Here is a 24,787-nt window from a genome sequence, read left to right on the forward strand (position 1 = left end):
CGCCTACGACGCCGCGCGGCGGCGGTCCTGCTGGACGACGCGGGTCAGGATGGCGCGGGCGGATTCGTCGGGCATCAGGGTTGCGACACTGACGTCGGGATCGATCCGAGCCTCGCGCCGGGCGCTGTGAGCGGTCTGCTTGATCACGCTGCTGAGCCGCCGCGCGATCGCCTGGGCGTTGCGCAGGTCAGTCGCCGCAAACACCACCAGCAGCGTGCCGTCGGTCTGCAGCGTGCCGAAATCCATCTTGCGCATCAGTCGGCTGACGATCCGTGCGGCGTCGTTCACCGCTCGGCGATCGGCGCGGTGCAGGACGAAGCGCGCGACCGACAGGCCTTCGCCGCGAGTCTGCGCCTGATACACGGCGGTGGCAAAATCACGCTCGAACGCCGCCTCGGTGAGAAGGCCGGTGCGGGGATCGAGCAGGCCGCCGGCGTCGAGCGAAGCCAGCGTGCGGGTGAGCCGGGCCTCGAAGGCGTGCTGGCGCACCAGCGGCAACGCGGCGCCGACGATCCGTGCCGGATCGCCATCGACGAATTCGAGATTGGGCAGCTCGAAGCTGCTGTGCGGCGCCGGAACGCCGACCACGATCGGCAGATGCCGGAACCGGGTATCTTCCGACAGCACGGTGAGAAAGGCATCGACCACACGCGGGCTGAAGCCTTCGGCCAGCACGATGCCGTCGAGATCGCGGGCGTTGAGATGCTTGGCGGCGGCTTCGATCGACAGCGCGCCGACCACCCCGACGCGTTCGCCGAGCGCGACCGACAGCGCCGGATAGGCGGCGCCGCGGCCGATCAGCAGTACGGTCGCGTCCTGCAGCGGATCATGGTCGGACAGTTCGGTGAGGCCACTCGGATCGGTCAGGCGCCGCATCGCCGTGGCGTGCAGTGTCCGCACCCGCAGCGCGGCCCGCAGCCGCGGCGCCAGATGGATCAGCTCGCGCGGATCGGCGCTGAACGGCATGACGTTGTCGGGCAGGCCGCCATCGGTCCCGATCGCGATCAGCGGCACGTAGGGCTGCAGCAAGCCGATCTGGCGGGCGAGTGTCTCGAGGGAGCCGGCGGGCGGTCCGCCATCTGCGACCACAGCCGACGGGCGCAGCCGGCCGACCGCTTCGCCAGCTTCCGGCCATGCAGAAGCGAGCACTGGAAACAGTTTGGCGTCCGTCAGTGCTGCGAGGGTCGGCGAGCTTTCATCGTCGGTTACGACGAGGATAGGCGCGTGGTACGACATTCCAAGAACGGCTCCCGCGGTCGAGGCGGAAACCGTAAGCCGTCGCTGTTAATGCGGCGTCAACGTCGATGCGCGGTTTTCATCGACCTTCGGAGCGTCGCGGAAGGCCTCGACCATCAAAGGGTTTAGGCCGAGTTCTGCAAGTGCTTCACGAGCTCTGGAATTGTCCTGTGCGCGGCCCGCGAGCCGATAGCCGCTGAGCCGGTCCGGCAGCGCCGTGAGCAGCGCGCCCTGGCCGAGCCGCTTCGCCCATTCCTGCAGGTCCTGAGCGAGGAAGCGATAGCCGCCGACCGCCATCACCCCGGCAGGTGGAGCGGTGATGCAGATCGCGCCGGTGGCACGGTCGAGCCGGGCCGCGTAGCCGGTGTCGACATAGTCCGGCGGCGGCGCCATCGGGATCGAACTGTTGAGCGGCGGCAGCGGCGCATAGGCGGCGAGTGTCACCATCGGGCCGCGCAGCCCGAGCGTGCCTTTCGGCGTGATCAGGATTTCGCCCGCAGTCGAACCGCCGGCATGATCGCGGGGTGCAGTGTGCGGCCCCGGCATGATCGCAGCCGGAGTACCTTCCGCCGTGCGCTGCGCGCCGAACAATCCGGCTTCGCCGAACAGATAGATGTCGGTGAAGTGGGCCGGCGCGCCGATCCAGTTTGGACTGGAAGCGACCTGCTCGGGGGCGCGCCAGAGGCCCACCACGCTGCGCAGCGACGGCGCCTGCGCTGTCAGTCCGGCTTCGCCGAGGCGGAGCGCAAGCGGTGCCGGTGCGACCAGGGCCTGACAGCCGAGGTCGACGATCTGCCGCTCCAGTACCGCGTCATCGAACGGGTGGTGCAGGGCCAGCGTGCCGCCGCTGAGCAGCCACGTCACCATCGATGAAGCCAGCCCGGCGAACGTCGCCGGCGTCTGCGCCGACAGCATCACCGCCCCCTGCGGGATCGCGCTTTCCAGGAACACAACCAGGCCGCCAGCGATCAGATGCAGATGGCTGCGCGGGATCGCCCGGACGCCGTCGCCGGTGGTATCGAACGAGATCACCGCGGCGCGGCGGGCCTCCTGCGGCCCCGGCGCCGGCGGCAATGCGGTGGGGTCTTCCATCGCGGCATCGAGCGAGGCCATGCCCTCGGGCAGGTCATCGCCGAAGCCGCAGACATGGCGGATCGAGAACGCCTCCGCCGCGGCGTTCATGGCCAGATCGGAGTGGCTGACGCCGTCGATCCAGCGCGTCGACACGATCGCCCGCGCACCGGTGCGGTTCAGCGCGGCGGTGAGATCGGCATGGCGCCAGAGCTGCGGCAGCAACGCGACGACGAGGCCGGCGCGATGCGCCGCCAGCACCGTCAGCGCGAATTCGATGGTGTTCGGCAGTTGCACCGCGATCACCGAATTGCTCGGCAGACCGGCGGTGACGAAATGCGCGGCTAGCGCCGAGATCGCGCGGTCAGCCTCGGCATAGGTCATGCGCCGCGGCGGCTGCCCGGTGATGCGCTGCTTGTCCGGCGGATCGATCAGCGCGATCGCATCCGGCTGACGGGCGAGGGTGCGGCGAAACAGTCCGTCGAGCGTCGGCGAGGTGTTGGGCGGGCTCACTGGATCACCTCTGCGGCGGTTGCTGCGGCGGCGGCCGATACCACCATGTTTCGGGAAGATAACCCGTCAGGGCAGTGGCCTTCGGACGTTCTAAACGATTCCAGCGCGCGATCCATTGCTCACGCACGCTGTACACAGGGACCACGTAGAACCCCGAGATCAGCACGCGATCGAGCGCGCGCACGGCGTCGACGAAATCCGCGCGGCCGCGAGCGCTTAGCAGCGCCGCAATCATCGCGTCGATCGCCGGATCCTTGGCGCCCATGTAGTTGCGGGTGCCCGGCGTGTCGGCGGCGTCGCTCCCCCAATAGAAGGATTGCTCGTTGCCGGGCGACAGTGACTGGTCCCAGCGGTTTGGGATCATGTCGAAGTCGTAGGCGAGGCGGCGCTGATCGAACTGCACGGCATCCACGGTGCGGACCGACACGGTGATGCCGGCGCGCTTGAGGTCGCGGGCGAACGCCAATGCGATCCGCTCCTGCTCCCGCGTCGTCACCAAAAGCTCGAAGGTGAGGGGCTGGCGGGTGTCGCGCTTGCGCAGCACGGTGCCGTCGAGCTGGTAGCCGGCCTGCTCCAGCAGATCGAGCGCCCGGCGCAGGCCGGCGCGGTCGCGGCCCGAACCGTCGCTCTGCGGCAGCCGGAAACTGCCGTCCAGGATGTCGGCGCGGAGCCGCGGCAGATATGGCTGGAGCAGCTTGCGTTCGCCGTCATCGGCCGCGCGGCCATAGGCCGACAGTTCCGAGCCGCCGAAGAACCCCGCGGTGCGGGTGTAGAGGCCAAAGAAGTAGTTGCGATTGATCCACTCGAAGTCGAACAGGTTGAGCAGCGCCTCGCGGACCCGAACATCGGCGAACACCGGACGGCGGGTGTTGAACACCAGCGTGTCGGTCGGCTCCGGCGTGCCCGGCTTGATCGCGTCGCGGATCACGTCGCCATGCCGTGCGGCGGGGAAGTCATAGCCTTCGCTCCAACGCAGCGGATCGGTCTCGACGCGGAAGTCATAGAGCCCGCGCTTGAACGCCTCGAACTGCGCATTGGACTCGCGGAAGTAATCGATCCGCACTTCGTCGAAGTTCCACAGGCCGCGGTTGATCGGCAGGTCGCGGCCCCAATAGTTTTGGTCGCGCGTCAGGGTGACGCTGGTACCGGCCTGAACATTGGTGACACGGTAGGGGCCCGAACCGAGCGGCGGTTTGAGGGAGGTTTCTTCGAAGCTGTCGGGATCGACCGCATGGCGGGGCAGCACCGGCATCAGGCCGAGGATCAGCGGCAGTTCGCGGTCCGGTGCGCCGCCGAAATCGAACCGGACGGTGAGGGGATCGAGCGCCTCGGCACTGGCGACCTTGCCGTAGTACAGGCGGAGGTTCGGCCGGCCCTTGTCGCGGAGTAGCTTCCAGGAGAACAGCACGTCCTCGGCGGTGACCGGCTTGCCGTCGGAAAACCGGGCGCGCGGATCGATCCGAAATGTGACGTAGCTGCGAATGTCGTCGGTTTCGACCGAGCGCGCGAGCAGGCCGTACAAGGTGAACGGCTCGTCGTGGCCGCGCGCCAGCAGACTCTCGATCACATAACCGCGCATCTGCTGGACGGCGATTCCTTTGACGATCAGCGGGTTGAGACTGTCGAACGCGCCGACGACGCTGGCGATCATCCGGCCACCCTTGGGGGCGTCCGGGTTGACGTAGGGCATCGCGGTAAAGTCGGCTGGCTGCGCGGGCTTGCCGTGCATCGCGATCGCATGGCTGACGATCGCAGGTGCGGGAGTGCCGGCCGGCTCGGCGCCTGCCGTCGTGACGCCGGTCAGGCATCCGGTGCCGATCGCGAACGCGACGGCGAGGGCCTTGATTCGGCGGATGAAGCGGTGTTCTGATTCGACGCGTCCCACGCCGGGATTTTTACCACATTAGCGCCTGGAAACCGGTGCCGGGGGATTGTTGCCATTGATCTTTGCGTTCGCCAATGTATTGAAGGCGGGCAGTCGATGATGCCCACCGGCTCGTCACGTAACCGCCTCAATTGGCACCGAGACAGCGGCCAAACGGACCGCTGTCAGCTCCAGCGTCGCAGGTTGGGGTGCGCGACCGTTTCAGAAAGGGTTTTCCGAATGAAGTCTTGCAACTTGGTCGCGTCGGCCGGGCCGCGCGGGCGGGCCTTCGTCCTGCTGGCGGCGACCGCGTTCGCGGCGTTGACCATCGCTCCGGCCGCGCAGGCCCAGCAGCCGGCTGCTCCGAAGGCAGCCCCCAAGGCGGCGCCGAAGGCAGCCCCGGCGCCGGCGCAGCAGGCTCCCGCCCAGGGACAGCCTGAGCAGCAACAGGTGCAGCTGATCTACGCGCCCTGGACCAAGTTCTGCCTCAAGGGGCAGGACGCCAACGCCAAGCAGGTGTGCTTCACCGGCAAGGACGGCCGTATCGAATCCGGTCAGCCGGTGATCGCCGCCGTGATCATCGAGCCGGAAGGCGAGCCGAAGAAGATCCTGCGCGTGACCCTGCCGCTCGGCATGCAGCTCGTGCACGGCACCCGCATCATCGTCGACAGCAACGCGCCGCAGCAGAGCCCGTATGTGATCTGCTTCGCCAACGGCTGTATGTCGGACTATGAAGCGACGCCGGATCTGATCAATCAGCTCAAGAAGGGCCAGAACCTGATCGTGCAGGCGATCAATTCCAACGGCGCGCCGCTGACGCTGCCGCTGCCGCTGGCCGAGTTCGCCAAGGCCTATGACGGCCCTCCGACCGATCCGAAGCAGTTCGAAGAGACCCAGAAGAAGCTGCAGGAAGAGCTGCAGAAGCGCGCCGAAGAGCAGCGCAAGAAGCTGGAAGCTCAGGCTCCGGCCGGCGCCAACCCGGCCGCCAAGTAACACGCGACTGCAATCGCAAAATGCAAAGGGCGCCCCGGTGGCGCCCTTTCTGTTTTCTGCGTACTCGCCTGCGCTGCTGCGGTCAGCCGGTGACGGTTGCCATCACGGACAACTGGGTTGCCGCGTCGATGCCGCGTGCCTCCATGGCGTTCTTCAGCAGCGGCGCGTCACAGCCGTGATCGCGCATCCAGCGGGCGATGATTTCGGCGCGATCCTTTCGATCACGGCAGAGTTCGGTCGCCAGCCGCAGTTCGGGCGCCACCACCGCAACGCGCGTGTTGCCCACGACGATCTCGGAAAAGTGCGTCCAGGGGCCGCTGCCGAAGGCCTCGATGAAAGCGGACTGCGACGGAGACTCGACAGTGCTGGCATCGACCTGAACGCCGCCCACCTCGAACGCCGCGTAATACTGCATGCAACAGGGCATCCAGGTCGGCGGGCTCAGGCATCGGTAGGCGGCAAGCGCCCGCGCGAAAGTGTCGACATCGCTGCGTGTGGGCATGAGAAAGTCGACGTCGCAGGGCTCGATCGGCACTCCGCGCAGCAGGTCCGCGGCGGTGCCGATCAGGCGGTAGTCGAAGCCGCCCTCCCGTTTCGCCAAGCTCAGCACAGTCGTAAGGGTCTGGCGCAAAAGCTCCGGCGTCAGCGTCATGAGAGCTCCTTCCCACGACAGCCTAGCAGGGATGTGGCTCTCTGCGCTTTTGTGCTTTCGCGTGAGACGGCGCGTTCCGGCAATCCGTCCCAGCTGGGCGGGTCGATACGTCGATCCGCGGCGTCCCCGATTAGTTCAGCGACGGATTGCGCGGCCGGTAGCCGCCGGACTTGTCCTTGATGAAGATCTCGGCGACCTGGGAATGCCGGATCGGCTCGCCGGAATCGTCGGGCAGCAGATTCTGCTCCGACACGTAGGCGACGTATTCCGACTCCGCGTTCTCCGCCAGCAGGTGGTAGAACGGCTGGTCCTTGCTCGGCCGCACCTCTTCGGGAATTGCCAGCCACCATTCCTCGGTGTTGGCGAATTCCGGATCGATGTCGAACACCACCCCGCGGAACGAGAAGATCCGGTGGCGGACGATCTGACCGATCTGAAATTTAGCGGTTCGCGTTTTGATCATGGGAGTCGGATAGACCAGCTTGGCGGCGGACGCTAGTGGTAAACCGGCGACTCTGCTCCGCGGTGGTTCACCCGGGGTTTCCCTGATACCGCTCGGTTCCAACCCCTCACTGCCGCATTTTCATGATCGATATTCTCAATCTTGCTCTGCCGTATTTCGGCCTGATCTTCGTCGGCTTCGCCTGCGGACGCTGGAAGAAGTTGCCCGAACAGGGCCTGGTTTGGATGAATTTCTTCCTCGTCTTCGTCTCGCTGCCGGCGCTGTTCTTCCGGATCATGTCGAAGACGCCGTTCGAGGAACTGAACAACCTGCCGTTCGTGCTGGCGACCACGCTGGCGACCGCGATCGCCTTCTTCCTGTCAGGGCTGCTCGGCCGGCTGATCGGCAAGCTGTCGATGCGGGAAGCGACGATGGCGGCGCTGTCGGGCGGCTACGGCAATATCGGCTATATGGGGCCGGGGCTGGCGTTGTCGGTGCTCGGCACACAGGCAGCCGCGCCGACCGCCCTGATCTTCTGCTTCGACACGATCTTTCTGTTTTCGATCGTGCCGCTCGGCATGGCGCTCACCGCCGCCGATAAACGTCCCTTGATCCCGACCATCATCGCGGTGCTGCGGGAGATCCTGTTCCACCCGCTGATCGTTGCCGCCTATTGCGGAGCGGCGGCGGCGGCGTTCCACATCGAGTTGCCGGTCGCGGTCGATAAGATGCTGGGGTTCTTGCAGAACGCTGCGGCGCCGGTGGCGCTGTTCACGCTCGGCGTTACTGTGGCGCTGCGGCCATTCGGCCGGGTGCCGTGGGAGATCCCAAGCCTGGTGGCGGTGAAGCTGCTGCTGCACCCGGTGATCGTGTTTTGTCTGATCTTGGCGTTCGGGCCGTTTTCGCCCGAATGGGCGGCGACTGCGGTGCTGATGGCGTCACTGCCGCCAGCGCTGAACGTGTTCGTGATCGCCCGGCAATACAATACCTGGGTCGAACCAGCGTCGGTCGCGGTGCTGATCGGCACCTTCATGTCGGTGGTGACGCTCACCACCGTGATGTGGCTGATCCGGACCGGGCAGATCCCGTTCCCGGGCTAGCCGTGCTCAGATCGAGCGCCAGAACGGCGACAGCCCCTCGCGCATCGCGAACCGGCGGATCGGGGCAACCGAACTGATCAGATGCATCCCCGCCGCGCGCAGCATCTGCGCGGGTAAGAGATCGCTGAGCAGGGTGCGGTTGGCGATGTCGATCGCGGCGGTGCGGCTGGCGATGTCGGGGCCGCGGCTGCGGCCATAGCGCGCCATCACGGCGTCCGAGCCGATATCCGTGCCGTTCGCCAGCGCGTCGCGCACGATCTCGGCAAGGTCGCCGGCATCCCGTAGCCCCATATTCAACCCTTGCGCCCCGATCGGGGGTACGACGTGAGCGGCCTCACCAACCAACGCGATGCGATGCTGCGCGTAAGCGGCCGGTTTCTCGATCGCCAGCGGAAACAGATTGCGGCCGGGCTCAACGGTCATTTTGCCGTAGATCGACTGTGACTGCTTCTCCGCCGCAGCCGACAATTCGTCGTCGGACAGCGCCATCAGCCGTTGCGCCTCCTTCGGTGAGGCGACCCAGACAATGCTCATCCGACGGCCCGGCAGCGGCACGAATACGCACGGGCCTTCCTTGGTGTGAAACTCGGTGGAGACGTTGTCGTGGGAGCGGGTGGTCTTGACGTTGAAGGTTAGTGCCGACTGGTGCAGGGCGCGGCTGCTCACCTTGATGCCGGCGGCCTCGCGGCACTGCGACTGGCGGCCATCGGCGCCGACCACCAGCTTGGCCGAGATGGCTCGGCCGCCGCGGATCCGAACGATCACTTCGTCGTCGCCCGGCACGACCGATTCAGCTTCATCGTCGAAACGCTGCAGGTTCGACAGCTCGGCCGCGCGTTCTTCGAGGCCGACCAGCAGGGCACGGTTCTCAATGTTGTAGCCGAACGCGTCCATGCCGATTTCATCGGACGCGAACTTCACTTCGGGGGCCCGGATCAGCCGGCCGGTATCGTCCACCAGCCGCATCGACCGCAGCGCGGCGGCCTTGCTCGAGCAGCGGCGCCAGACGTCGAGTCGGTCGAGAATGTCGATCGAATCGCCAAGGAGGGCCGTGGTGCGATTATCGCCGTAGGGCACCAGCCGCGCGATCAGTGCGGTAGCAGCGCCGGTCTCGGCAAGCGCGATGGCGGCGGTGAGGCCGGCGGGACCGCCGCCGACAATGATGGCGTCGTAGCTGTTAGGCTCGATCAGGCTCTGGGTCATGGCACGGACAATTGCTCTCGTCAGCGACGATTTCAAGTCCGCCGCGAAACATTAACGTTTCCGGCCGTTTGCGCGACCGAACGCCGCAACTGATTGTGCAGACCGGTACTCAACCTGATATGCACGAGGCCCGATGACCCAGCTGGACCCATCGCCATTGCCGCCCGGATCGGGCACACGCCGCGCCGCCGCGCTCGGCGTGCACCTGTTTACGGCCGCGGGGGCGGCGATCGCATTGCTCGCGATGCTGGAAGCTGTCCGCCAGCATTGGGCCGGGATGTTCGCTTGGCTCGGGTTGGCGTTGCTGATCGACGCGATCGACGGCCCGCTGGCGCGGCGCCTGGACGTCGCAAGGTTGCAGCCGCAATGGTCGGGCGATGTGCTCGATCTGGTGGTCGATTTCGTCACCTACGTGTTCGTGCCGGCCTATGCGATCACCGCGAGTGGTCTGCTATTGCCGATCGCAGCGCCGCTGCTCGGCATCGGCATCGTGATCAGTTCGGCGATGTACTTCGCGGACCGACGGATGAAGACCGACGATAATCACTTCCGCGGCTTTCCGGCGCTGTGGAACGCAGCAGCGTTCTATCTGTTCTTGCTGCACCCGCCGGCGATCGTCGGCAGCCTGGGAATAGCAGCCTTGATCGTGCTCACCTTCGTGCCGTTTCGCGTCGTGCATCCGGTGCGTGTTGCGCGGTTGCGCGCCTTGACGCTGGCGCTGATCGCGCTGTGGGCGGTGCTCGCTGCCTATGCAATTGTCCGCGACTTCGAAGTCCCGCTGCCGGTTACCATCGTGCTGTGCGCGGTCGCCCTCTATGTCTGCCTTGCCGATAGTGTCATCCGCTTATTCCGACGAGCCCCCCGATGATCGAATTGTTGTCCAGTCCCGAAGCCTGGGCCGCGCTGCTCACCCTGACGGCGCTCGAAATTGTCCTCGGCATCGACAACGTCATCTTCCTGTCCGTGCTGGTGTCCCGTATCCCCGAGCCACGGGCGACCCGCGCGCGCCAGATCGGCCTCGGCCTGGCGCTGCTGTTTCGGCTCATGCTGCTCAGCGTGCTGGTGTGGCTGATCGGGCTGACGGCGCCGGTGTTCAGCATCGCCGACAGGGCGTTCTCCTGGCGCGACATCATCCTGATCCTCGGCGGCCTGTTTCTGATCGCCAAGGCGACCCACGAGATTCATGCCGAGGTCGAGGCCAAGGACGGCGAGGCCCAAGCCTCGACCGCCGATCGGGCGTTCTTCTGGGTGATCGTGCAGATCGTGGTGGTCGATCTGGTGTTCTCGATCGACTCGATCATCACCGCGATCGGCATGGCCCAGGACATCGAGATCATGGTCGCGGCGGTGCTGATCGCGATGGCGGTGATGTACGTCTCGTCCGGCCCGGTGGCGCGATTCGTCTCCGAGCACCCGACCACCAAGATGCTGGCGCTGGCATTCCTGGTGCTGATCGGCGTGGCGCTGGTGGCCGATGGTTTCGCGTTCCACATCCCGCGCGGCTACATCTACTTCGCCATCCTGTTTTCGGCCGCGGTGGAGTTCTTCAACGTGCTTGCCAAGCGTAACCGCGCCAAGCCGCGTTGACGCCGTGCGCCGCCGCATCGCCGCCGGTTGACAAGGCCGGGGCGATGGCATTCCGTGACGCTGACAATAGACCTGAGGGGACGATAATGGCGAAGGCGGTGCGGGTGCATCAGGTGGGTGGACCGGAGGTTCTGGTCTACGAGGACGTCGAGCTGCCGCCGCCGGGCGAGGGCGAGGTCCGCATCCGCCAGCACGCGGTCGGCCTCAACTTCATCGATGTGTATTTCCGCACCGGACTCTACAAAGCGCCATCGCTGCCGTTCGTGATCGGCAACGAGGCGGCCGGTGAGGTCGTCTCGGTCGGCCCGCATGTCACCAATTTCCATCCCGGCGACCGCGTCGCGTACTACGCGAATCTCGGGGGCTATGCCACCGAGCGCAACATCGAAGCCGCCAAGCTGGTGAAGCTGCCCGACCACATCACCTACGAGCAGGGCGCCGTGCTGATGCTCAAGGGCCTGACGGTGTGGTACCTGCTGCACAAGACCTTCAAGGTCGAGCCCGGCCACCGGGTGTTGATCCACGCTGCCGCCGGCGGCATCGGTCTGCTCGCGTGCCAATGGGCGCGCGCGCTCGGCGCACATGTCATCGGCACCGTCGGCTCCAAGGCCAAGGCCGATCTGGCGCTGGCCAATGGCTGCGATCACGTCATCCTCTACAACGAAGAAGACTGGGTGGCGCGGGTCAAGCAGATCAGCCGCAATGAGCTGTGCGACGTGGTCTATGACGGCGTCGGCAAGGCGACATTCCCCGGCTCGCTCAAGTGCATCAAGCCGCGCGGGCTGTTCGTGTCGTTCGGCAACGCCTCAGGCCCGGTGCCGCCATTCCCGCTCACCGAGCTCAACAACCACGGCTCTTTGTTCGCGACCCGTCCGAAGCTGAACGACTATATCGGCACGCGGAAGGAGCTGATCGAGGGCGCCGACACGCTGTTCTCGGCCGTGATCGAAGGCAAGCTGCATGTCCCGATCAACCACGCCTACGCGCTCAAAGACGCCGCCAAGGCGCATGTCGATCTGGAAGGGCGTGTGACGACCGGTGCTTCGATTCTGAAGCCGTAAGGTCGCACAACGTCACCCCACAACTATCCGTCACCCTCCGCGAAAGCGGAGGGCCCAGTATTGCAGAGCGCTGGTGTAGAGCAATCAGCTCTCTGGAATACTGGGTCGCCCGGTCGAGCCGGGCGATGACCTCGGTGTGTGTAGTCGCGACGGTGTGTGGAGCAGCTGTTGCTGCTTAGAACCCCGCCACGGTGCCGTGCAGGTCGTACGCGTCAGCGCGGTCGATCTTGGCGGTGACAATTTCGCCGACGCGCAAGGGGCGGCGGCTCGACAGATAGACCGCGCCATCGATATCCGGCGCGTCGGCCTTGGAGCGGCCTTTGGCGACGGTCGGGCCGATCTCGTCGATGATCACCTGCTGACGGGTGCCGACCTTGCGCTTCAGCCGGCGGGCAGAGATCGCCTGCTGCCGCGCCATCAGCCTGTTCCAGCGCTCCTGCTTGACCTCATCCGAGATCTGATCGGGCAGGGCGTTCGACGGTGCGCCGGCGACCGGCTCGTATTTGAATGCGCCGAGACGATCGATTTCGGCTTCGTCCAGCCATTCGAGCAGGAATTCGAAGTCGCGCTCAGTCTCCCCAGGGAAGCCCACGATGAAGGTCGAGCGTAGCGCCAGATCGGGGCACTGTTCGCGCCAGCGCTTGATCCGGTCCAGGGTCTTGTCCTGCGCGGCCGGGCGCTTCATCAGCTTCAGCACGTCGGGGCAGGCGTGCTGGAACGGGATGTCGAGATAGGGCAGCACCTTGCCGTCCGCCATCAAGCCGATCACCTCGTCGACATGCGGATACGGATAGACGTAGTGCAGCCGCACCCAGGCGCCGAGCTCGCCGAGCTCGCTGGCCAGATCGAGGAATTTGGCGCGGACGCTGCGATCCTTCCAGGGGCTCTCTGCGTACTTCACATCGACGCCGTAGGCCGAGGTGTCCTGCGAGATCACCAGCAGCTCCTTGACGCCGGCAGCCACAAGCTTCTCGGCTTCGCGCAGCACGTCGCCGGCCGGGCGCGATGCGAGATCGCCGCGCAGCTTCGGGATGATGCAGAAGCTGCAGCGATTGTTGCAGCCCTCGGAGATCTTCAAATACGCGTAGTGCCGCGGCGTCAGCCGCACGCCCTGCGGCGGCACCAGATCGAGATGCGGGTTGTGAAGCGCCGGCCGGGCCCGATGCACCGCCTCGAGCACGCTTTCATATTGCTGCGGTCCGGTGATCGACAGCACGCCGGGGTAGGCGGCTTCGATCTGCTCCGGCTCTGCGCCCATGCAGCCGGTGACGATCACCTTGCCGTTGGCCGCCATCGCTTCGCCGATCGCCGCCAGCGATTCCTGCTTGGCGCTGTCGAGAAAGCCGCAAGTGTTGACGATCACGAGGTCAGCGCCGTCGTGCTTGCGCGCCAGCTCATAGCCCTCTGCGCGCAACCGCGTGATGATGCGCTCGGAATCGACCAGGGCCTTGGGGCATCCCAGCGAAACAAAACTGATCTTGGGCGCGGTGGCCTGCTGCATGGTCGAACTGCCTGGATTGGGGTGGAGAGGAGCTAAACCGGATCGGCGGCGCTGGCAAGGCGGGCCGGAACTCCGTTGGGCGAGAAGAATGCTCTTTGGCGAGGTTTCGGGAGAGACGGATTTTTCCAGTTCCGGGACCCCTGCAGCGGGCCCGTTGTTATTTCGGCGGCCGTCTTGCGGAGGACGACGGCCAGGCCTTTCTTGCTCTGCGGAACCAGGAGACGGACCGGTGCGACAACAGCCTCATTTGCAGTCCGCGACAGCCCAGCGGCTTCGGTCGTGGTCGGCGTTCGCGATCGATATTCACGTCCTGATGCTCGGGGCAGCATTTGGCCTGATCGGCGCGATCGTGATCGCCGCCCCGCATCTGCGGCTGCCGTGATCGCTTGAGGGCTTACTACTCATGCGAGCCGCTGCCCGCCTGGGTTCGCACGAACCGCGCCGCTGGAGCGAGCGCTGAATTTGCAAAATGCCGGACGATCACGCTGGCGAGCGCCTGTGCCGCAGGATTGGAGCTCCGCGCCGAGCGGTAGAGCACCAAATCGACTTTCGGCAGGGCCGGAAACGTATCACCGCGGCCGAGCATGCGCATCCCCGGCAGCACCGAGCTCTTGCCAACGACGCTGACCGCAATCCCTGAGAACACCGCCGCCTGGATGCCGCTGATGCTCTCGCTAATGCAGCTCAGGCGCCAGATCCGGCCGATGCTTTCGAGTGCCGCGAGCCCGAAATCGCGGAAGATGTTGCCGGGCGGCAGCATCGCCAGCGGCACTGGGTTTTCGAGGTGTACTGAGCTTCGCTCAGACGCCACCCACACCAGTTCTTCCTGTGCCACCAACTCGCCGACCTTGAACGCGGGCATCCCCGTGACGATCGCCAGATCAATCTCCGCGCGCTCGACCGACGCCATCAGCTTGCTCGACAGCGCGCATTTCAGCTCGACATCGACATTGGGGTAGGCGCTGCGGAAGTCCGCCAGAATGCCCGGCAGCAGATACGCGGCGTAGAGATCGGGCATCCCCAGCACGACCACGCCGTCGAGTTTCGGTGCGGCGAGGCGGGCACGTAGTTCGTCCTGCAGGCCCATGATGGTGCGTGCATAGCCGAGTACGAGCTCACCATGGTTAGTCAGCACCAGCTTGCGGCCGACCTTAGTGAACAGCGGTGCCCCGGTTGCTTCCTCCAGCCGGTTGAGCTGCAGGCTGACGGCCGGCTGGGTCCGGCCCAATCGGCGGGACGTTTCGGAAAAGCTGCCGGTCTGAACCAGCACGATGAAGGTCTGCAGCAGGCGGAGGTCGAGTGGGGCGAGCATGGTTCTATTAAGCCAGCTTATAAAACCGATATAAACAATAAATTTCTGATGTTGTTGCGTCGCACCTACAGTGGCTTGCCGGGATCAGCAGCGAGGAAGCCATGCACAACAGCACCAGACGCCACTTCATCCGCCTTGCGGTGACCGCGACAGCGCTTGCCGCCACCAGCCTGACAGCGCTTGCGGAGGATCGCGTCATCAAGGTCGGGACCTTGAAGCTGATCCACGGCATCACGCCGTACTTCTACGAGAAATTTGTGCCGGCGGGCGTCAAGGTGGTGGTGGTGCCGTTCGAGAGCCCGACCGATGGCAAGAACGCCGTGGTCACCGGCTCGGTCGATTTCGGCATCTTTGGTCTCGCCGCGGCAACCCTCGGCGGCGCGAATGGCGAACCCGTGGTGGTGGTCGGCGCGGCTTGCAATCGTGGCATGGCGGTGGTGGCCGGCAAGGACTCCGGCATCGCCAGCATCAAGGACCTGAAGGGCAAGAAGGTCGCGATCTGGCCGGGCTCGACCCAGGAGGTCGTCATTCTCGACCGGCTGGCTGCCGAGGGCATGTCGATCAAGGACATTCAGGCGGTCCGCGTTTCGTTCAGCGACATGGCCCCGGCGTTGGCGCGCGGCGACATCGACGCCTATGTGGGCGCCGAGCCGGCGGCAGGTATCAGCCTCGCCAGCGGCGTCGGCAAGATCGTCGAGTATCCGTATTCAACGCCGACCGGTTCGCTGAACATGGTGCTGAGCACCCGGCGCGAGCTGATTGAGAAAGACCCCGAACTGATCCGCTCGCTGCTGAAGGTGCATCGCAAGGCCAGCGAATTTGCGATGAGCAACCGCGATGCCTTCGTCGAGATGGCGATGCAGAAGCTCGGCCAGCAGAAGGCATCGATCGAGCAGGCGGCGCCGAACGTCGAGCTGACCTGGAACATCGACGATCAGTTTCTGAAGCAGGCGCAGTATTACGGCGCCCAGATGCTCGACAAGAAGCAGATCCGGCAGCTCCCCGACTACAAGACGTTCATCGATCCAAGCTTCATCAAGGCCATCTCGGCGTCGTGAGCGACAGATGAGCTTGGAAAGTACGGTCTCCCCATCCGCCATGAGTGGCCCCGCGATCACCAAGGCTGCCGCCAATGCACGCGGCAGCAGCACCAGACAGTTCGCCAAACTCACAGCCAGGCTTCGCACCGCCGCCCTTGCGCTGATCGTGCCGGTCGGTCTGCTGCTGGTATGGGACTTGATGGTGCGTTGGACCGGGACGCGGCTGGTTCCGCCGCCATCCGGCGTCGCGACCATGATGTGGGATTTCGCCTTCGGCGGAATCTACGACGACGCCTATAGCGGCAGCCTGCCGATCCATTTTTGGAAGTCAGTGCAGCGCGTGTACGGCGGCTTCTTCCTGGCGGCGCTGCTCGGGATTCCGCTCGGGCTGATGATCGGCCGGATTCCGCTGCTGCGTGCGCTGCTCGATCCGACGCTCGCCCTGCTGCGGCCGATCCCGGTCACCGCCTGGCTGCCGCTGTCGATGATTTTCTTCGGCCTGGGGCCGAAGTCGGCGGTGTTCCTGGTGTTCCTCGGGGCGTTCTATCCGATCCTGCTCAACACCGTGTTCGGCGTGAAATCAGTCGATGTCCGGCTGTTCGAGGCGGCCGGGATGCTCGGCTGCAGCGGTCCGCAACTGTTCAGATCCGTGGTGCTGCCGGCGGCGCTGCCGAGCATCTTCAACGGCCTCCGGCTCGGCGCGTCGTTCGCCTGGATCCTGATCGTGGTCGGCGAGATGACCGGCGTGCCGGAAGGTCTCGGGGCCGTGATCATGGATGGCCGCACACTGTCGCGCACCGACCTGGTCATCACCGGGATGATCATCATCGGCATCACCGGATTCCTGTCGGACCGCATCCTGGTGTCCCTCAGCAATTACTTCCTGCGCTGGAGCCCGCAGCATCATGCTTGATCAAACCACCCATCGCGACGCGCCGCCGGTGATCCTGGAGGTCAGCGGGCTCAATAAGATCTATCAGGCCTCGAACGGCCCTGTCGAAGCGCTGCGCAGCGTTGACCTGACAGTGCGCAAGGGCGAGTTCATCTGCCTGCTTGGCGCCTCCGGCTGCGGCAAGTCGACGTTGCTACGGATCATCGCCGGCTTCGAGCAGGCGACGCAGGGCTCAGTCGGCGTGTACGGCTGCGAGGTGAGGGGACCTGGCCCCGACCGCGGCATGGTGTTTCAGGACTACGCGCTGTTTCCGTGGCTGACGGTCCGGCAGAACATCGGCTTCGGCCCCAGCCATCGCCGCGTCGCGGCGCAGGAAGTCGACAAACTGACCGATCGGTTCATGGCGATGGTCGGGCTGACGGCATTCGCAGACCGCTATCCGCATCAGCTCTCCGGCGGCATGAAGCAGCGCGTGGCGATCGCCCGCGTACTCGCCAACGACGCCGACATTCTGTTGATGGACGAGCCGTTCGGTGCGCTCGACGCCCTGACCCGCGCCGCTCTGCAGGAAGAGCTGATCGAGATCTGGCGTAGCACCAAGCTGACCGTGATCTTCGTCACCCATTCGGTCGAGGAGGCGGTTCTGCTCGCCGATCGGGTTGTGGTGATGAGCTCGTCGCCGGGCCGGATCGACCAAGACGTCGAGATCGAGTTGCCTCGGCCGCGCGACGTGGCGTCGGTCGAGTTCAATCGGCTTCGGCGCAGCATCACGCAGCAACTGACCAGCCATGTCGGCGCAGGCCGCAAGGTTGCAGCGACGGCGGATTCCTGACGTGGACGTTGCAGCCCCCCACGCGTCGCGATCGGTCTATCGCGGGATGGATCGAGCGGCTCTCGATGCCGCCTACAATAACAGCGCAGCAGTGGTCGACAGCCCGCAATGGCTGGAACGCTGGCGCCAGCGCAGTGCTGTCCGCCGCGCCGGTCCCGGAGCACGGCTCGATATCCCATATGCGGAGCGCGAACGGACTTCGCTCGACTATTTTGCCTCCGGCGAAACCGGCGCGCCGCTGCTGGTGTTTCTGCACGGCGGCTATTGGCAGCGCAATTCGAAGGAGATGTTCTCCTTCGTCGCCGATGGGCCGAACGCGCGCGGCATCGATGTCGCCGTGGTCGGTTACACGCTGGCACCGACGGCGCGGCTGTCGGATATCGTCGCCGAGGTCGATCTGGCGCTCGATGTGCTCGCCGCCGACACCGAGCGCTTCGGCTTCGACCGGCGCAAGCTGGTGGTCAGCGGCTGGTCCGCGGGCGGGCATCTGGCATCAGTCGCGAGCGCGCATGCCGCGGTTCGAGGCGTGGTGTGCATCAGCGGCATCTTCGATCTCGAGCCGATTGCGCTGTGCTATCTCGACGAAGCGCTACGCCTCGACCGGCAGGAGATCGAGATATTGAGCCCGATCCGGCGCACCCGCCTTGGCACGGCGCCACAGTCGCTGGTGGTCGGCGGCGACGAGTTGCCCGAACTGCAGCGTCAGTCGCTGGACTACTCCAACGTCGCTGCGCGGGCAGGATTGCCCATCACTCTGAGCATCCTGCCGCGGCATCACCACTTCTCCATTCTGAATGAATGGAGCGCGGACGGCGCGCTCACCGTCGAGCTGCTGGCCCTGATCGGGGCGTAGCTACGCGTCAGGTGCCGGCAAAGGGCGCGACAGTGATGCCGCTGGCTTCCAGCTTGCGGCGGACGCCGCGCGCGATCTCGACCGCGCCTTTGGTATCGCCATGGATGCACACCGTGTCGGTGCGCATCTTGATCACCTTGCCCGTGACGGAGACGACGGCGCCGTCCTGCGCCATCCGCAGCACGCGTTCGGCAATCTCATCGGGGTCATGCAGCACCGCGCCCGGCTTCTTGCGCGACACCAGATTGCCGTCGTCCTCATAGGCCCGATCGGCAAACACTTCGTGCGCCAGCGGCAGGCCGGCTGCCTCGCCGGCAACCATCAGTTTCGAGTTCGCCAGCACGACGAACACGAGCGATGGATCGACCGCCTTGATCGCCGAGGCAATCGCGCGGGCGGTCATGTCGTCTTCGCAGGCGACGTTGGACAGCGCGCCGTGTGCCTTGACGTGGGTGACCTTGTGGCCGGCGAGAGCCGCGACCGCCTGCAGCGCGCCGATCTGATAGGCGACAAGGTTTTCGATCTCCGCGGCTGTGATCCCCGGCACCGGCCGGCGGCCGAAACCGTGCAGGTCGCGGAAGCCCGGATGCGCGCCGATGGCGACGCCGTTCTGCTTCGCGAGCTTGACGGTCGCATGCATGATGTCCGGATCGCCGGCGTGGAAGCCGCAGGCGATGTTGACGCTGGTGGCGATCTGCATCATCGCCGCATCGTCACCCATCTGCCAGACGCCAAAGCCTTCGCCGAGGTCGCAGTTTAGATCGATCTTCATCCCGATTGGTCCCGTCGTCAGATTCGATTACTCCGCCGCCAGCGCGTCGATCGCCGCACCGGCGACGTTGGCGGAGAGCAGCGCGTCGAGGTCGATGGTAGCGTGCTGCGCGTCGCGCAGCCGGTCAGGCAGCGAGCGGATCAGCTTGGCGATCGCGCGATAAGCCTCCTGAGCTTCGTCGACGCCCACCGCCTGAAAGCGGAACGGTCGGCCGGGCTGACGCTGCGCCAGCCGCCCGAGATCGGCGGAGATCACCGTGGCGATCTTCGGATAGCCGCCGCTGGTGCCGCGATCGGGCATCAGCACGATCGGCTGGCCCGAGCCGGGCACCTGGATGCTGCCGTCGACGGTGCCGTCCGAGACGATGTTGTGGCCGTGGAGATGCGAGATCTGCGGACCGTCGAGCCGATAGCCCATGCGGTCGCTGGTCGCCGAGATCGTCCATTCGCCAGCCAGGAACGTCTCGACCGCGTCGCCAAACTCATCGTTCTGCGGACCGAGGACGACGCGGATCGGCGTGTCCTGTTGCTCGGGCAGGTCGAGGCGGCGTTCGAGCGCCGGTGCCGCGGACTTGACCTCGATGGTGTCGCCGGCCTGCAGCGGTCGCGGGTAGGGGCTGCCGAGACCGGCGCGGGCGTTGACCGCGAGACTGCCAAACATCGGCTCGCCGCCGACGCCGCCTTCAATTGCCAGATAGCTGAAGACGCCGCCACGCGCGACGCCGACGGTGAGGATCTGGCCTTCGGTGAGCGTGAACGACTCGTTGAACGCCAGCGGCTTGCCGTCCAGCGCGGCTGGCCGCTCGGCGCCTGTCAGCGCCAGCCGCACCGCGCCGTCGCGGACGCTCAGTTTCGCGCCGAGCGGGCCGAGTTCGATCGCCGCCGCGAACGCGCTGTTGCCGACCAGCACATTGGCGGCGGCAAGCGACAGCCGGTCCATCGCACCGCTCGGCGGCAGACCGTAACGCTGCGCGCCGTGGCGCCCGGCATCCTGCACGGAGGTGGCCGGGCCGACGCTATCGATCACAAGCTTCGTCATGCGCTCAGCAATTCCGCGACGACTTCACCATGGGACGCTGCATCGTCGCGCTCGGCGAACTCCTTGGCGTCGATCTGCGCGAAGCTGATGGCGTCGCCAGGTTCGAGCAGAAAGATCGGCTCGCGATGCAACTGATAAGTCCGCACCGGCGTGCGGCCGAGCAGGTGCCATCCGCTCGGTCCGGCCAGACATTGGATGCCGGTCTGGATGCCGCCGACCGAAATCGTGCCGGCCGGAGTGTGCAGTCGCGGCGCTTGCCGCCGGGGCATCGCCAGGGCCGGATCGAGGCCGGAAAGATACGACCAGCCCGGTGTGAAGCCGATCATGGCGACGCGATAATCGCCGGCGGCGTGGCGCGCGACCAGCGCATCCGGTGTGATGTTCAAAGCCTGCGCCGCATCCTCCAGATCGATACCGTGCTCGCCGCCGTAACACACCGGAATCCGCCAGCGCCGCTTGGCGACGGTTTCGCTTTCGTCGGGCGTCTGCGCGAGCGTTACGAGTTGATCGGATAGCGCGCCGAAGCCGATCGTCTCCGGATCGTAATGCACCAGAAGCGACCGATAGGTCGGCACGGTTTCGACGATGCCGGAGATCGGAGCTTGCTTCAGCTTGCGATCGAGCGCCAACACGCGACGATTAGCTTCATCACTGATATCGCGGCCGAACTCGACGGTGATCGCGGTGTCACCGCTCGGCAGCATCCTGGGAGGTGGGGTGGTCATGCTGCAACGATCTCACAAAGCTACCGGCAGCGATAGCGCCTTTTCCGAGCGGCTGAAAAGCACTTCGCAACTCATGCGAGGTCGATAAGTCGGCGACTTTGGATGTGATAAATTGCGATGATCGCCATGCGCTGGAGAGAGCTGCTGAGCGCGGGGTTGCGTCTTGACGCGGCAGGCGCGGCCCGCAAGATGCGCCGACAATCACTGGAGCTCTCTCTTCATGTCACTGACCCCGGAAGCCATCGATATCCTGTCGCGCGTTTCGACCGCGACCATCACCACGGTGCTGCTGAAGAAGGGGCTCCGCAACGTCTGGATGCGCGGTGCGCGGCCGCTGCGTCCGGGTGCGACGCGGCTGGTCGGTGAGGCGTTCACGCTGCGCTTCGTGCCGGCGCGCGAGGATCTTGCGACGCCCGAGTCCTGGGCCTCGCCGATCTCGACCCGCGCGGCGATCGAGGCGATGCCGGAAGGCTGCATCGCCGTGGTCGACGCCATGGGCATCAAGGACGCCGGCATCTTCGGCGACATTCTCTGCGCCCGCATGGTCAAGCGCGGCATCAAGGCGCTGATCACCGACGGCGTGGTGCGCGACCTCGAGGGCGTGCTGGGCACCGGTCTGCCGGTGTGGTGCGACGGCGCGGCTGCGCCGCCGTCGGTGGCCGGCCTGACCTTCGTCGGCTGGGATCAGCCGATCGGTTGCGGCGGCGTCGCGGTGTTCCCGAAGGACGTCATCGTCGCCGACCAGGACGGTGCGGTGCTGATCCCGCAGGCGCTGCTCGACCACGTGCTCGCCGAGGGCCCGGAGCAGGAGCGGATGGAAGGCTGGATCGTCGAAGAGGTCAACAAGGGCGCGGTGCTGCCCGGGCTGTATCCGATGAATGCCGAAACTAAGGCGCGCTACGCCGCGTTCAAGGAGAAGGCCGACAAAACCTAAGGAGACTGGTCGATGGACATCTTCGCGGCGGGCTCACGCCCGACCCAGCGGGCGCCCAAGGACTATTTCACCGGCACGGTGTGGCAGGACCCGATCGTCGCCCCCCCGCCGCCCCCCGGCCTCGCCGCCACGCGCGTGGTGTTCGAACCGGGCGCGCGCACCGCGTGGCACACCCATCCGCTCGGCCAGACGTTGTATGTCGTGACCGGTGTCGGCCGGATTCAGACCGAAGGCGGCCCGGTGCGGGAGATCCGCGCCGGCGATGTGGTGTGGATTCCGCCGGGCGAGAAACACTGGCACGGCGCCTCGCCGACCAACGGCATGACCCATATTGCGATGCAAGAGGCGCTGGACGGCAGTTTCGCCACCTGGATGGAGCATGTCTCCGACGACGATTACGCCGTCGCGCCGTCCGCCTGAGATCCGCGGCCACCGCCGATCAGAATCCTCAAAACCGCCGGTTTCTCCGCCGATGGGACCCTTTCCCGTCGGGTGGGGACTCGGTATGAAGGGCGCTTCGTTGCAAGGTGGCGGGCGTTGAGGAGAATAGAATGGCAGCCAAGACGAAATTTCGGGGGTCGTTTACCGCCTTGGTCACGCCGTTCAAAAATGGCGCGCTCGACGAACAGGCGTTTCGCAGCCTGGTGAACTGGCAGATCGAGCAGGGTACCCACGGCCTGGTGCCGGTCGGAACCACTGGCGAGAGCCCGACGCTGAGCCACGAGGAGCACCACAAGGTGGTGGAGTGGTGCATCGCGGAGGCCAAGGGCCGCGTGCCGGTGATCGCCGGCGCTGGCTCCAACTCGACTCGCGAAGCCGTCGAGCTGGCGCGCCACGCCGAGAAGGCCGGCGCCGATGCGGTGCTGGTGGTGACGCCGTACTACAACAAGCCGACCCAGGAAGGCATGTATCAGCACTTCAAGGCGGTGAACGATGCGATCGGGATTCCGATCATCATCTACAACATTCCGCCGCGGTCGGTCGTCGACATGTCGGTCGACACCATGAGCCGGCTTTACGAGCTCGACAACATCGTCGGCGTCAAGGATGCGACCGCCAATCTCGGCCGCGTGTCGCAGCAGCGCCACGCGATGGGTCCCGATTTCATCCAGCTCTCGGGCGAGGATATGACCGCGCTGGCCTATATGGCGGCCGGCGGCCATGGCTGCATCTCGGTGGTGTCGAACGTCGCGCCGAAGCTGTGTTCTGATCTGATGGGCGCGGTGTTCGCGGGCGATTATCCCGGCGCGCTGAAGATCCAGGACCGTCTGGTGCCGCTGCATGACGCGGTGTTCAAGGAGCCGGGCGTCGCCGGTGCCAAGCATGGCCTGACGCTGCTCGGCCGTATCCAGGAAGAGGTCCGGCTGCCGCTGATGCCGGTGACCGAACCGACCGGCAAGACGATCCGTGCGGCGATGGTGCACGCAGGAGTCATCAACTGACAGGGAGCGCATGAACAGCACCGATTCCGTCCGTCACTTCGAGCAGAAGGGCTCGAGGCTTCTCAAGGAATTTCGCGATTTCGCGATGAAGGGCAATGTCGTCGACCTCGCGGTCGGCGTCATCATCGGTGCAGCGTTCGGCGCGATCGTGACCTCGCTGGTCGGCGACGTGATCATGCCGATCATCGGAGCGATCACCGGCGGGTTGGATTTCTCCAACTACTTTACGCCGCTGTCGAAGTCGGTGACGGCGGGCACGCTCGCCGACGCGAAGAAGCAGGGTGCGGTGCTCGCCTGGGGCAATTTCCTCACGGTGACGCTGAACTTCCTGATCGTCGCGGCGGTGCTGTTTGCAGTGATCCGGTCGCTGAACAAGTTGAAGCAACAGGCGGAAGAGGCCAAGTCGCCGCCGCCGACCCCGACCCGGCAGGAAGAACTGCTGACCGAGATCAGGGATTTGTTGAAGAAGGGCGCCGGTCCGTCGCCATAGGTGACGACGACCGCGCCGACAGGAATCGCCCACAATGGCCGAGAAGAACGAACGCCCGATCAAGGTGGTCGCGGAGAATCGCAAGGCGCGGTTCAACTACGCGATCGACGACACCGTCGAGGCCGGCATTGCGCTGACCGGCACCGAGGTGAAGTCGATCCGCAACGGCAAGACCACGATCGCGGAGTCCTATGCGGACGCCCGCGGCAGCGAGATCTGGCTGATCAACGCCAATATCCCGGAATATCTGCAGGCCAACCGCTTCAATCACGAGCCGAAGCGGCCGCGCAAGCTGCTGCTGCATCGCAAGCAGATCAACAAGCTGATCGGCGCGGTCGAGCGCGAAGGCATGACGCTGATTCCGCTCAAGCTGTATTTCAACGAACGCGGCCGTGCCAAACTGCAGCTCGCCCTCGCCAAGGGCAAGAAGCTGCACGACAAGCGCGAGACCGAGAAGAAGCGCGATTGGAGCCGCGAGAAAGGTCGTCTGCTGCGGTCGCGCGGCTGAGCGGGTTCGGAGGGAGGCGGCCATGACCAAGCAGCCAGATCTTCTCAAGATCGATTGGAACGCAATCCCTGCACCGGACGATGACGGCGCCGCCGCGCATTTAGCGGGCGCCGTGATCCCGTCTGTCGTTCTGCCGGCGACTGATGGTGGCTCGGTGACGCTGTCGTCGCTGCCGGGGCGGACCGTGCTGTTCATCTATCCGCGGACGGGCGTGCCGGGTCAGATCAGCCTGGTCGACGACTGGGACATGATCCCCGGTGCGCGTGGCTGCACGCCGCAGACCTGTTCGTTCCGCGATCTGTTCGCCGAGCTCAAAGCCGCGGGCGCCGACGCGGTGTTCGGACTGTCGACGCAATCGACCGCTTATCAAATCGAGATGGCGACCCGGCTGCATCTGCCGTTTGCGGTGCTGTCCGACGAGAGCCTTGAACTGACCCATGCATTGAACCTGCCGACGATGCAGGTCGCCGGCATGACGCTGCTCAAGCGCATGGCGCTGATCATCGACGACGGCCGCATTAGCCACGTGTTCTATCCGGTCTTCCCGCCGGATCGGAATGCCAGCGACGTGCTGGAATGGCTCAAGGCCAATCGGCGCTAGTTAGCAGTCGCGGATGCCCATCCCCGTCATTGCGAGCGAAGCGAAGCAATCCAGAGGCCTCAGAGCGTGTGGCCTCTGGATTGCTTCGTCCCTTCGCTCCTCGCAATGACGATTCTTTCTGATCA

At 65.6% G+C, this 24,787-nt stretch carries 27 protein-coding genes; 16 read left to right on the top strand and 11 right to left on the bottom strand.

What is annotated here, in order from left to right; translation table 11 throughout:
* Positions 1 to 3: 3 nt before the first annotated feature.
* Genes VRZ08_RS00480 through VRZ08_RS00490 form a run of 3 tightly spaced genes read right to left on the bottom strand, consistent with a single transcriptional unit; the run spans position 4 to position 4,705 of the window.
* Complete coding sequence (locus tag VRZ08_RS00480; RefSeq protein ID WP_414531229.1) at positions 4 to 1,236, bottom strand: GGDEF domain-containing protein; 1,233 nt, start codon at positions 1,234 to 1,236, stop codon at positions 4 to 6.
* 48 nt (positions 1,237 to 1,284) lie between these two features.
* On the bottom strand, positions 1,285 to 2,820 hold the full coding sequence (locus VRZ08_RS00485; protein WP_414531230.1) for an AMP-binding protein: 1,536 nt from the start codon (positions 2,818 to 2,820) through the stop codon (positions 1,285 to 1,287).
* Positions 2,821 to 2,824: 4 nt separating this feature from the next.
* Entirely contained in the window at positions 2,825 to 4,705 is a 1,881-nt protein-coding gene (locus VRZ08_RS00490; RefSeq protein WP_414531231.1) for an extracellular solute-binding protein, read from the bottom strand.
* A 219-nt stretch (positions 4,706 to 4,924) separates the two neighbouring features.
* Here VRZ08_RS00490 and VRZ08_RS00495 point away from each other — a divergent pair, with 219 nt between their 5' ends.
* A complete protein-coding gene (locus tag VRZ08_RS00495; protein ID WP_414531232.1) occupies positions 4,925 to 5,677 on the top strand; it encodes an invasion associated locus B family protein in 753 nt (250 codons plus the stop codon).
* 82 nt (positions 5,678 to 5,759) lie between these two features.
* On the opposite strand, the gene VRZ08_RS00500 is transcribed toward VRZ08_RS00495, so the two are convergent.
* Both VRZ08_RS00500 and hspQ read right to left on the bottom strand, forming a co-directional pair.
* Positions 5,760 to 6,329, bottom strand: coding sequence for a hypothetical protein (locus VRZ08_RS00500; protein ID WP_414531233.1), 570 nt, complete (start codon positions 6,327 to 6,329; stop codon positions 5,760 to 5,762).
* Between the two features lie 130 nt (positions 6,330 to 6,459).
* Positions 6,460 to 6,792: a heat shock protein HspQ gene (gene hspQ, locus VRZ08_RS00505; RefSeq protein WP_011158219.1), complete on the bottom strand. Its 333-nt coding sequence runs from the start codon at positions 6,790 to 6,792 to the stop codon at positions 6,460 to 6,462.
* A 122-nt stretch (positions 6,793 to 6,914) separates the two neighbouring features.
* On the opposite strand from hspQ, the gene VRZ08_RS00510 reads away from it, so the two are divergent.
* The gene (locus tag VRZ08_RS00510; RefSeq protein WP_264073469.1) at positions 6,915 to 7,871 is read left to right on the top strand and encodes an AEC family transporter; all 957 of its coding nucleotides are present in this window, start codon (positions 6,915 to 6,917) and stop codon (positions 7,869 to 7,871) included.
* A 6-nt stretch (positions 7,872 to 7,877) separates the two neighbouring features.
* Here the strand turns inward: VRZ08_RS00510 and VRZ08_RS00515 are convergent, their stop codons facing one another.
* Positions 7,878 to 9,074, bottom strand: coding sequence for a UbiH/UbiF family hydroxylase (locus VRZ08_RS00515; RefSeq protein WP_264052284.1), 1,197 nt, complete (start codon positions 9,072 to 9,074; stop codon positions 7,878 to 7,880).
* 133 nt (positions 9,075 to 9,207) lie between these two features.
* Here VRZ08_RS00515 and pcsA point away from each other — a divergent pair, with 133 nt between their 5' ends.
* The 3 genes from pcsA to VRZ08_RS00530 all read left to right on the top strand — a co-directional run bounded on the left by pcsA (position 9,208) and on the right by VRZ08_RS00530 (position 11,722).
* A complete protein-coding gene (gene pcsA / locus VRZ08_RS00520) occupies positions 9,208 to 9,942 on the top strand; it encodes a phosphatidylcholine synthase (protein WP_414531234.1) in 735 nt (244 codons plus the stop codon).
* Entirely contained in the window at positions 9,939 to 10,661 is a 723-nt protein-coding gene (locus VRZ08_RS00525; RefSeq protein ID WP_164572467.1) for a TerC family protein, read from the top strand. The genes pcsA and VRZ08_RS00525 overlap by 4 nt, the downstream gene beginning before the upstream one ends.
* An 86-nt stretch (positions 10,662 to 10,747) precedes the next feature.
* Entirely contained in the window at positions 10,748 to 11,722 is a 975-nt protein-coding gene (locus VRZ08_RS00530) for a quinone oxidoreductase family protein (protein ID WP_107344606.1), read from the top strand.
* 175 nt (positions 11,723 to 11,897) lie between these two features.
* Here VRZ08_RS00530 and rimO read toward each other — a convergent pair whose 3' ends face one another.
* Positions 11,898 to 13,223, bottom strand: a complete 1,326-nt coding sequence (rimO, locus tag VRZ08_RS00535) for a 30S ribosomal protein S12 methylthiotransferase RimO (RefSeq protein WP_414531235.1) — start codon at positions 13,221 to 13,223, stop codon at positions 11,898 to 11,900.
* Between the two features lie 229 nt (positions 13,224 to 13,452).
* Here rimO and VRZ08_RS00540 point away from each other — a divergent pair, with 229 nt between their 5' ends.
* Complete coding sequence (locus VRZ08_RS00540) at positions 13,453 to 13,605, top strand: hypothetical protein (RefSeq protein WP_159059355.1); 153 nt, start codon at positions 13,453 to 13,455, stop codon at positions 13,603 to 13,605.
* 15 nt (positions 13,606 to 13,620) lie between these two features.
* Here VRZ08_RS00540 and VRZ08_RS00545 read toward each other — a convergent pair whose 3' ends face one another.
* Complete coding sequence (locus tag VRZ08_RS00545; protein WP_164572470.1) at positions 13,621 to 14,535, bottom strand: LysR substrate-binding domain-containing protein; 915 nt, start codon at positions 14,533 to 14,535, stop codon at positions 13,621 to 13,623.
* A 101-nt stretch (positions 14,536 to 14,636) separates the two neighbouring features.
* Here VRZ08_RS00545 and VRZ08_RS00550 point away from each other — a divergent pair, with 101 nt between their 5' ends.
* Genes VRZ08_RS00550 through VRZ08_RS00565 form a run of 4 tightly spaced genes read left to right on the top strand, consistent with a single transcriptional unit; the run spans position 14,637 to position 18,152 of the window.
* Positions 14,637 to 15,593, top strand: coding sequence for an ABC transporter substrate-binding protein (locus VRZ08_RS00550; RefSeq protein ID WP_414531236.1), 957 nt, complete (start codon positions 14,637 to 14,639; stop codon positions 15,591 to 15,593).
* Between the two features lie 7 nt (positions 15,594 to 15,600).
* Complete coding sequence (locus tag VRZ08_RS00555; RefSeq protein WP_414531237.1) at positions 15,601 to 16,488, top strand: ABC transporter permease; 888 nt, start codon at positions 15,601 to 15,603, stop codon at positions 16,486 to 16,488.
* A complete protein-coding gene (locus VRZ08_RS00560; RefSeq protein WP_107355726.1) occupies positions 16,481 to 17,299 on the top strand; it encodes an ABC transporter ATP-binding protein in 819 nt (272 codons plus the stop codon). Before VRZ08_RS00555 ends, VRZ08_RS00560 begins: the two co-directional genes overlap by 8 nt.
* A 46-nt stretch (positions 17,300 to 17,345) precedes the next feature.
* Entirely contained in the window at positions 17,346 to 18,152 is an 807-nt protein-coding gene (locus VRZ08_RS00565; RefSeq protein WP_414531238.1) for an alpha/beta hydrolase, read from the top strand.
* A gap of 7 nt (positions 18,153 to 18,159) precedes the next feature.
* Here VRZ08_RS00565 and VRZ08_RS00570 read toward each other — a convergent pair whose 3' ends face one another.
* Genes VRZ08_RS00570 through pxpB form a run of 3 tightly spaced genes read right to left on the bottom strand, consistent with a single transcriptional unit; the run spans position 18,160 to position 20,687 of the window.
* Positions 18,160 to 18,924, bottom strand: coding sequence for a LamB/YcsF family protein (locus tag VRZ08_RS00570; RefSeq protein WP_107344613.1), 765 nt, complete (start codon positions 18,922 to 18,924; stop codon positions 18,160 to 18,162).
* A 27-nt stretch (positions 18,925 to 18,951) separates the two neighbouring features.
* Positions 18,952 to 19,962 carry a biotin-dependent carboxyltransferase family protein gene (locus VRZ08_RS00575; RefSeq protein WP_414531239.1) on the bottom strand — a complete coding sequence of 337 codons (1,011 nt, stop codon included), beginning with the start codon at positions 19,960 to 19,962 and terminating at the stop codon, positions 18,952 to 18,954.
* Positions 19,959 to 20,687 carry a 5-oxoprolinase subunit PxpB gene (pxpB, locus tag VRZ08_RS00580; protein ID WP_414531240.1) on the bottom strand — a complete coding sequence of 243 codons (729 nt, stop codon included), beginning with the start codon at positions 20,685 to 20,687 and terminating at the stop codon, positions 19,959 to 19,961. The genes VRZ08_RS00575 and pxpB overlap by 4 nt, the downstream gene beginning before the upstream one ends.
* 220 nt (positions 20,688 to 20,907) lie before the next feature.
* Between pxpB and VRZ08_RS00585 the strand changes: the two genes are divergently transcribed.
* The 6 genes from VRZ08_RS00585 to VRZ08_RS00610 all read left to right on the top strand — a co-directional run bounded on the left by VRZ08_RS00585 (position 20,908) and on the right by VRZ08_RS00610 (position 24,662).
* Complete coding sequence (locus VRZ08_RS00585) at positions 20,908 to 21,621, top strand: ribonuclease activity regulator RraA (protein WP_107344616.1); 714 nt, start codon at positions 20,908 to 20,910, stop codon at positions 21,619 to 21,621.
* Positions 21,622 to 21,633: 12 nt separating this feature from the next.
* The gene (locus tag VRZ08_RS00590) at positions 21,634 to 22,041 is read left to right on the top strand and encodes a cupin domain-containing protein (protein ID WP_414531241.1); all 408 of its coding nucleotides are present in this window, start codon (positions 21,634 to 21,636) and stop codon (positions 22,039 to 22,041) included.
* A gap of 131 nt (positions 22,042 to 22,172) precedes the next feature.
* Positions 22,173 to 23,063 carry a 4-hydroxy-tetrahydrodipicolinate synthase gene (gene dapA, locus VRZ08_RS00595; RefSeq protein WP_107344617.1) on the top strand — a complete coding sequence of 297 codons (891 nt, stop codon included), beginning with the start codon at positions 22,173 to 22,175 and terminating at the stop codon, positions 23,061 to 23,063.
* A gap of 10 nt (positions 23,064 to 23,073) precedes the next feature.
* Entirely contained in the window at positions 23,074 to 23,553 is a 480-nt protein-coding gene (gene mscL, locus VRZ08_RS00600) for a large conductance mechanosensitive channel protein MscL (RefSeq protein WP_263988505.1), read from the top strand.
* Between the two features lie 34 nt (positions 23,554 to 23,587).
* Positions 23,588 to 24,061: an SsrA-binding protein SmpB gene (smpB, locus tag VRZ08_RS00605; RefSeq protein ID WP_107355732.1), complete on the top strand. Its 474-nt coding sequence runs from the start codon at positions 23,588 to 23,590 to the stop codon at positions 24,059 to 24,061.
* Between the two features lie 22 nt (positions 24,062 to 24,083).
* A complete protein-coding gene (locus VRZ08_RS00610) occupies positions 24,084 to 24,662 on the top strand; it encodes a peroxiredoxin (RefSeq protein WP_414531242.1) in 579 nt (192 codons plus the stop codon).
* Positions 24,663 to 24,787 lie beyond the last annotated feature (125 nt).

Origin of the sequence: Rhodopseudomonas sp. G2_2311 (assembly GCF_047501505.1) — a bacterium.
GTDB classification, from domain to species: Bacteria; Pseudomonadota; Alphaproteobacteria; order Rhizobiales; family Xanthobacteraceae; genus Rhodopseudomonas; species Rhodopseudomonas palustris_H.

Bases quoted from the DNA above. Each gene is read 5' to 3' on its own strand.
- VRZ08_RS00530 (WP_107344606.1), top strand. From the start codon at position 10,748: ATGGCGAAGGCGGTGCGGGTGCATCAGGTGGGTGGACCGGAGGTTCTG.
- VRZ08_RS00590 (WP_414531241.1), top strand. From the start codon at position 21,634: ATGGACATCTTCGCGGCGGGCTCACGCCCGACCCAGCGGGCGCCCAAG.
- VRZ08_RS00610 (WP_414531242.1), top strand. From the start codon at position 24,084: ATGACCAAGCAGCCAGATCTTCTCAAGATCGATTGGAACGCAATCCCT.
- rimO (WP_414531235.1), bottom strand. From the start codon at position 13,223: ATGCAGCAGGCCACCGCGCCCAAGATCAGTTTTGTTTCGCTGGGATGC.
- VRZ08_RS00480 (WP_414531229.1), bottom strand. From the start codon at position 1,236: ATGTCGTACCACGCGCCTATCCTCGTCGTAACCGACGATGAAAGCTCG.
- VRZ08_RS00525 (WP_164572467.1), top strand. From the start codon at position 9,939: ATGATCGAATTGTTGTCCAGTCCCGAAGCCTGGGCCGCGCTGCTCACC.
- smpB (WP_107355732.1), top strand. From the start codon at position 23,588: ATGGCCGAGAAGAACGAACGCCCGATCAAGGTGGTCGCGGAGAATCGC.
- VRZ08_RS00545 (WP_164572470.1), bottom strand. From the start codon at position 14,535: ATGCTCGCCCCACTCGACCTCCGCCTGCTGCAGACCTTCATCGTGCTG.
- hspQ (WP_011158219.1), bottom strand. From the start codon at position 6,792: ATGATCAAAACGCGAACCGCTAAATTTCAGATCGGTCAGATCGTCCGC.
- VRZ08_RS00575 (WP_414531239.1), bottom strand. From the start codon at position 19,962: ATGACGAAGCTTGTGATCGATAGCGTCGGCCCGGCCACCTCCGTGCAG.
- VRZ08_RS00510 (WP_264073469.1), top strand. From the start codon at position 6,915: ATGATCGATATTCTCAATCTTGCTCTGCCGTATTTCGGCCTGATCTTC.
- dapA (WP_107344617.1), top strand. From the start codon at position 22,173: ATGGCAGCCAAGACGAAATTTCGGGGGTCGTTTACCGCCTTGGTCACG.
- VRZ08_RS00560 (WP_107355726.1), top strand. From the start codon at position 16,481: ATGCTTGATCAAACCACCCATCGCGACGCGCCGCCGGTGATCCTGGAG.
- VRZ08_RS00565 (WP_414531238.1), top strand. From the start codon at position 17,346: ATGGATCGAGCGGCTCTCGATGCCGCCTACAATAACAGCGCAGCAGTG.
- VRZ08_RS00550 (WP_414531236.1), top strand. From the start codon at position 14,637: ATGCACAACAGCACCAGACGCCACTTCATCCGCCTTGCGGTGACCGCG.
- VRZ08_RS00495 (WP_414531232.1), top strand. From the start codon at position 4,925: ATGAAGTCTTGCAACTTGGTCGCGTCGGCCGGGCCGCGCGGGCGGGCC.
- mscL (WP_263988505.1), top strand. From the start codon at position 23,074: ATGAACAGCACCGATTCCGTCCGTCACTTCGAGCAGAAGGGCTCGAGG.
- VRZ08_RS00585 (WP_107344616.1), top strand. From the start codon at position 20,908: ATGTCACTGACCCCGGAAGCCATCGATATCCTGTCGCGCGTTTCGACC.
- VRZ08_RS00570 (WP_107344613.1), bottom strand. From the start codon at position 18,924: ATGAAGATCGATCTAAACTGCGACCTCGGCGAAGGCTTTGGCGTCTGG.
- VRZ08_RS00500 (WP_414531233.1), bottom strand. From the start codon at position 6,329: ATGACGCTGACGCCGGAGCTTTTGCGCCAGACCCTTACGACTGTGCTG.
- VRZ08_RS00515 (WP_264052284.1), bottom strand. From the start codon at position 9,074: ATGACCCAGAGCCTGATCGAGCCTAACAGCTACGACGCCATCATTGTC.
- VRZ08_RS00555 (WP_414531237.1), top strand. From the start codon at position 15,601: ATGAGCTTGGAAAGTACGGTCTCCCCATCCGCCATGAGTGGCCCCGCG.
- pcsA (WP_414531234.1), top strand. From the start codon at position 9,208: ATGACCCAGCTGGACCCATCGCCATTGCCGCCCGGATCGGGCACACGC.
- pxpB (WP_414531240.1), bottom strand. From the start codon at position 20,687: ATGACCACCCCACCTCCCAGGATGCTGCCGAGCGGTGACACCGCGATC.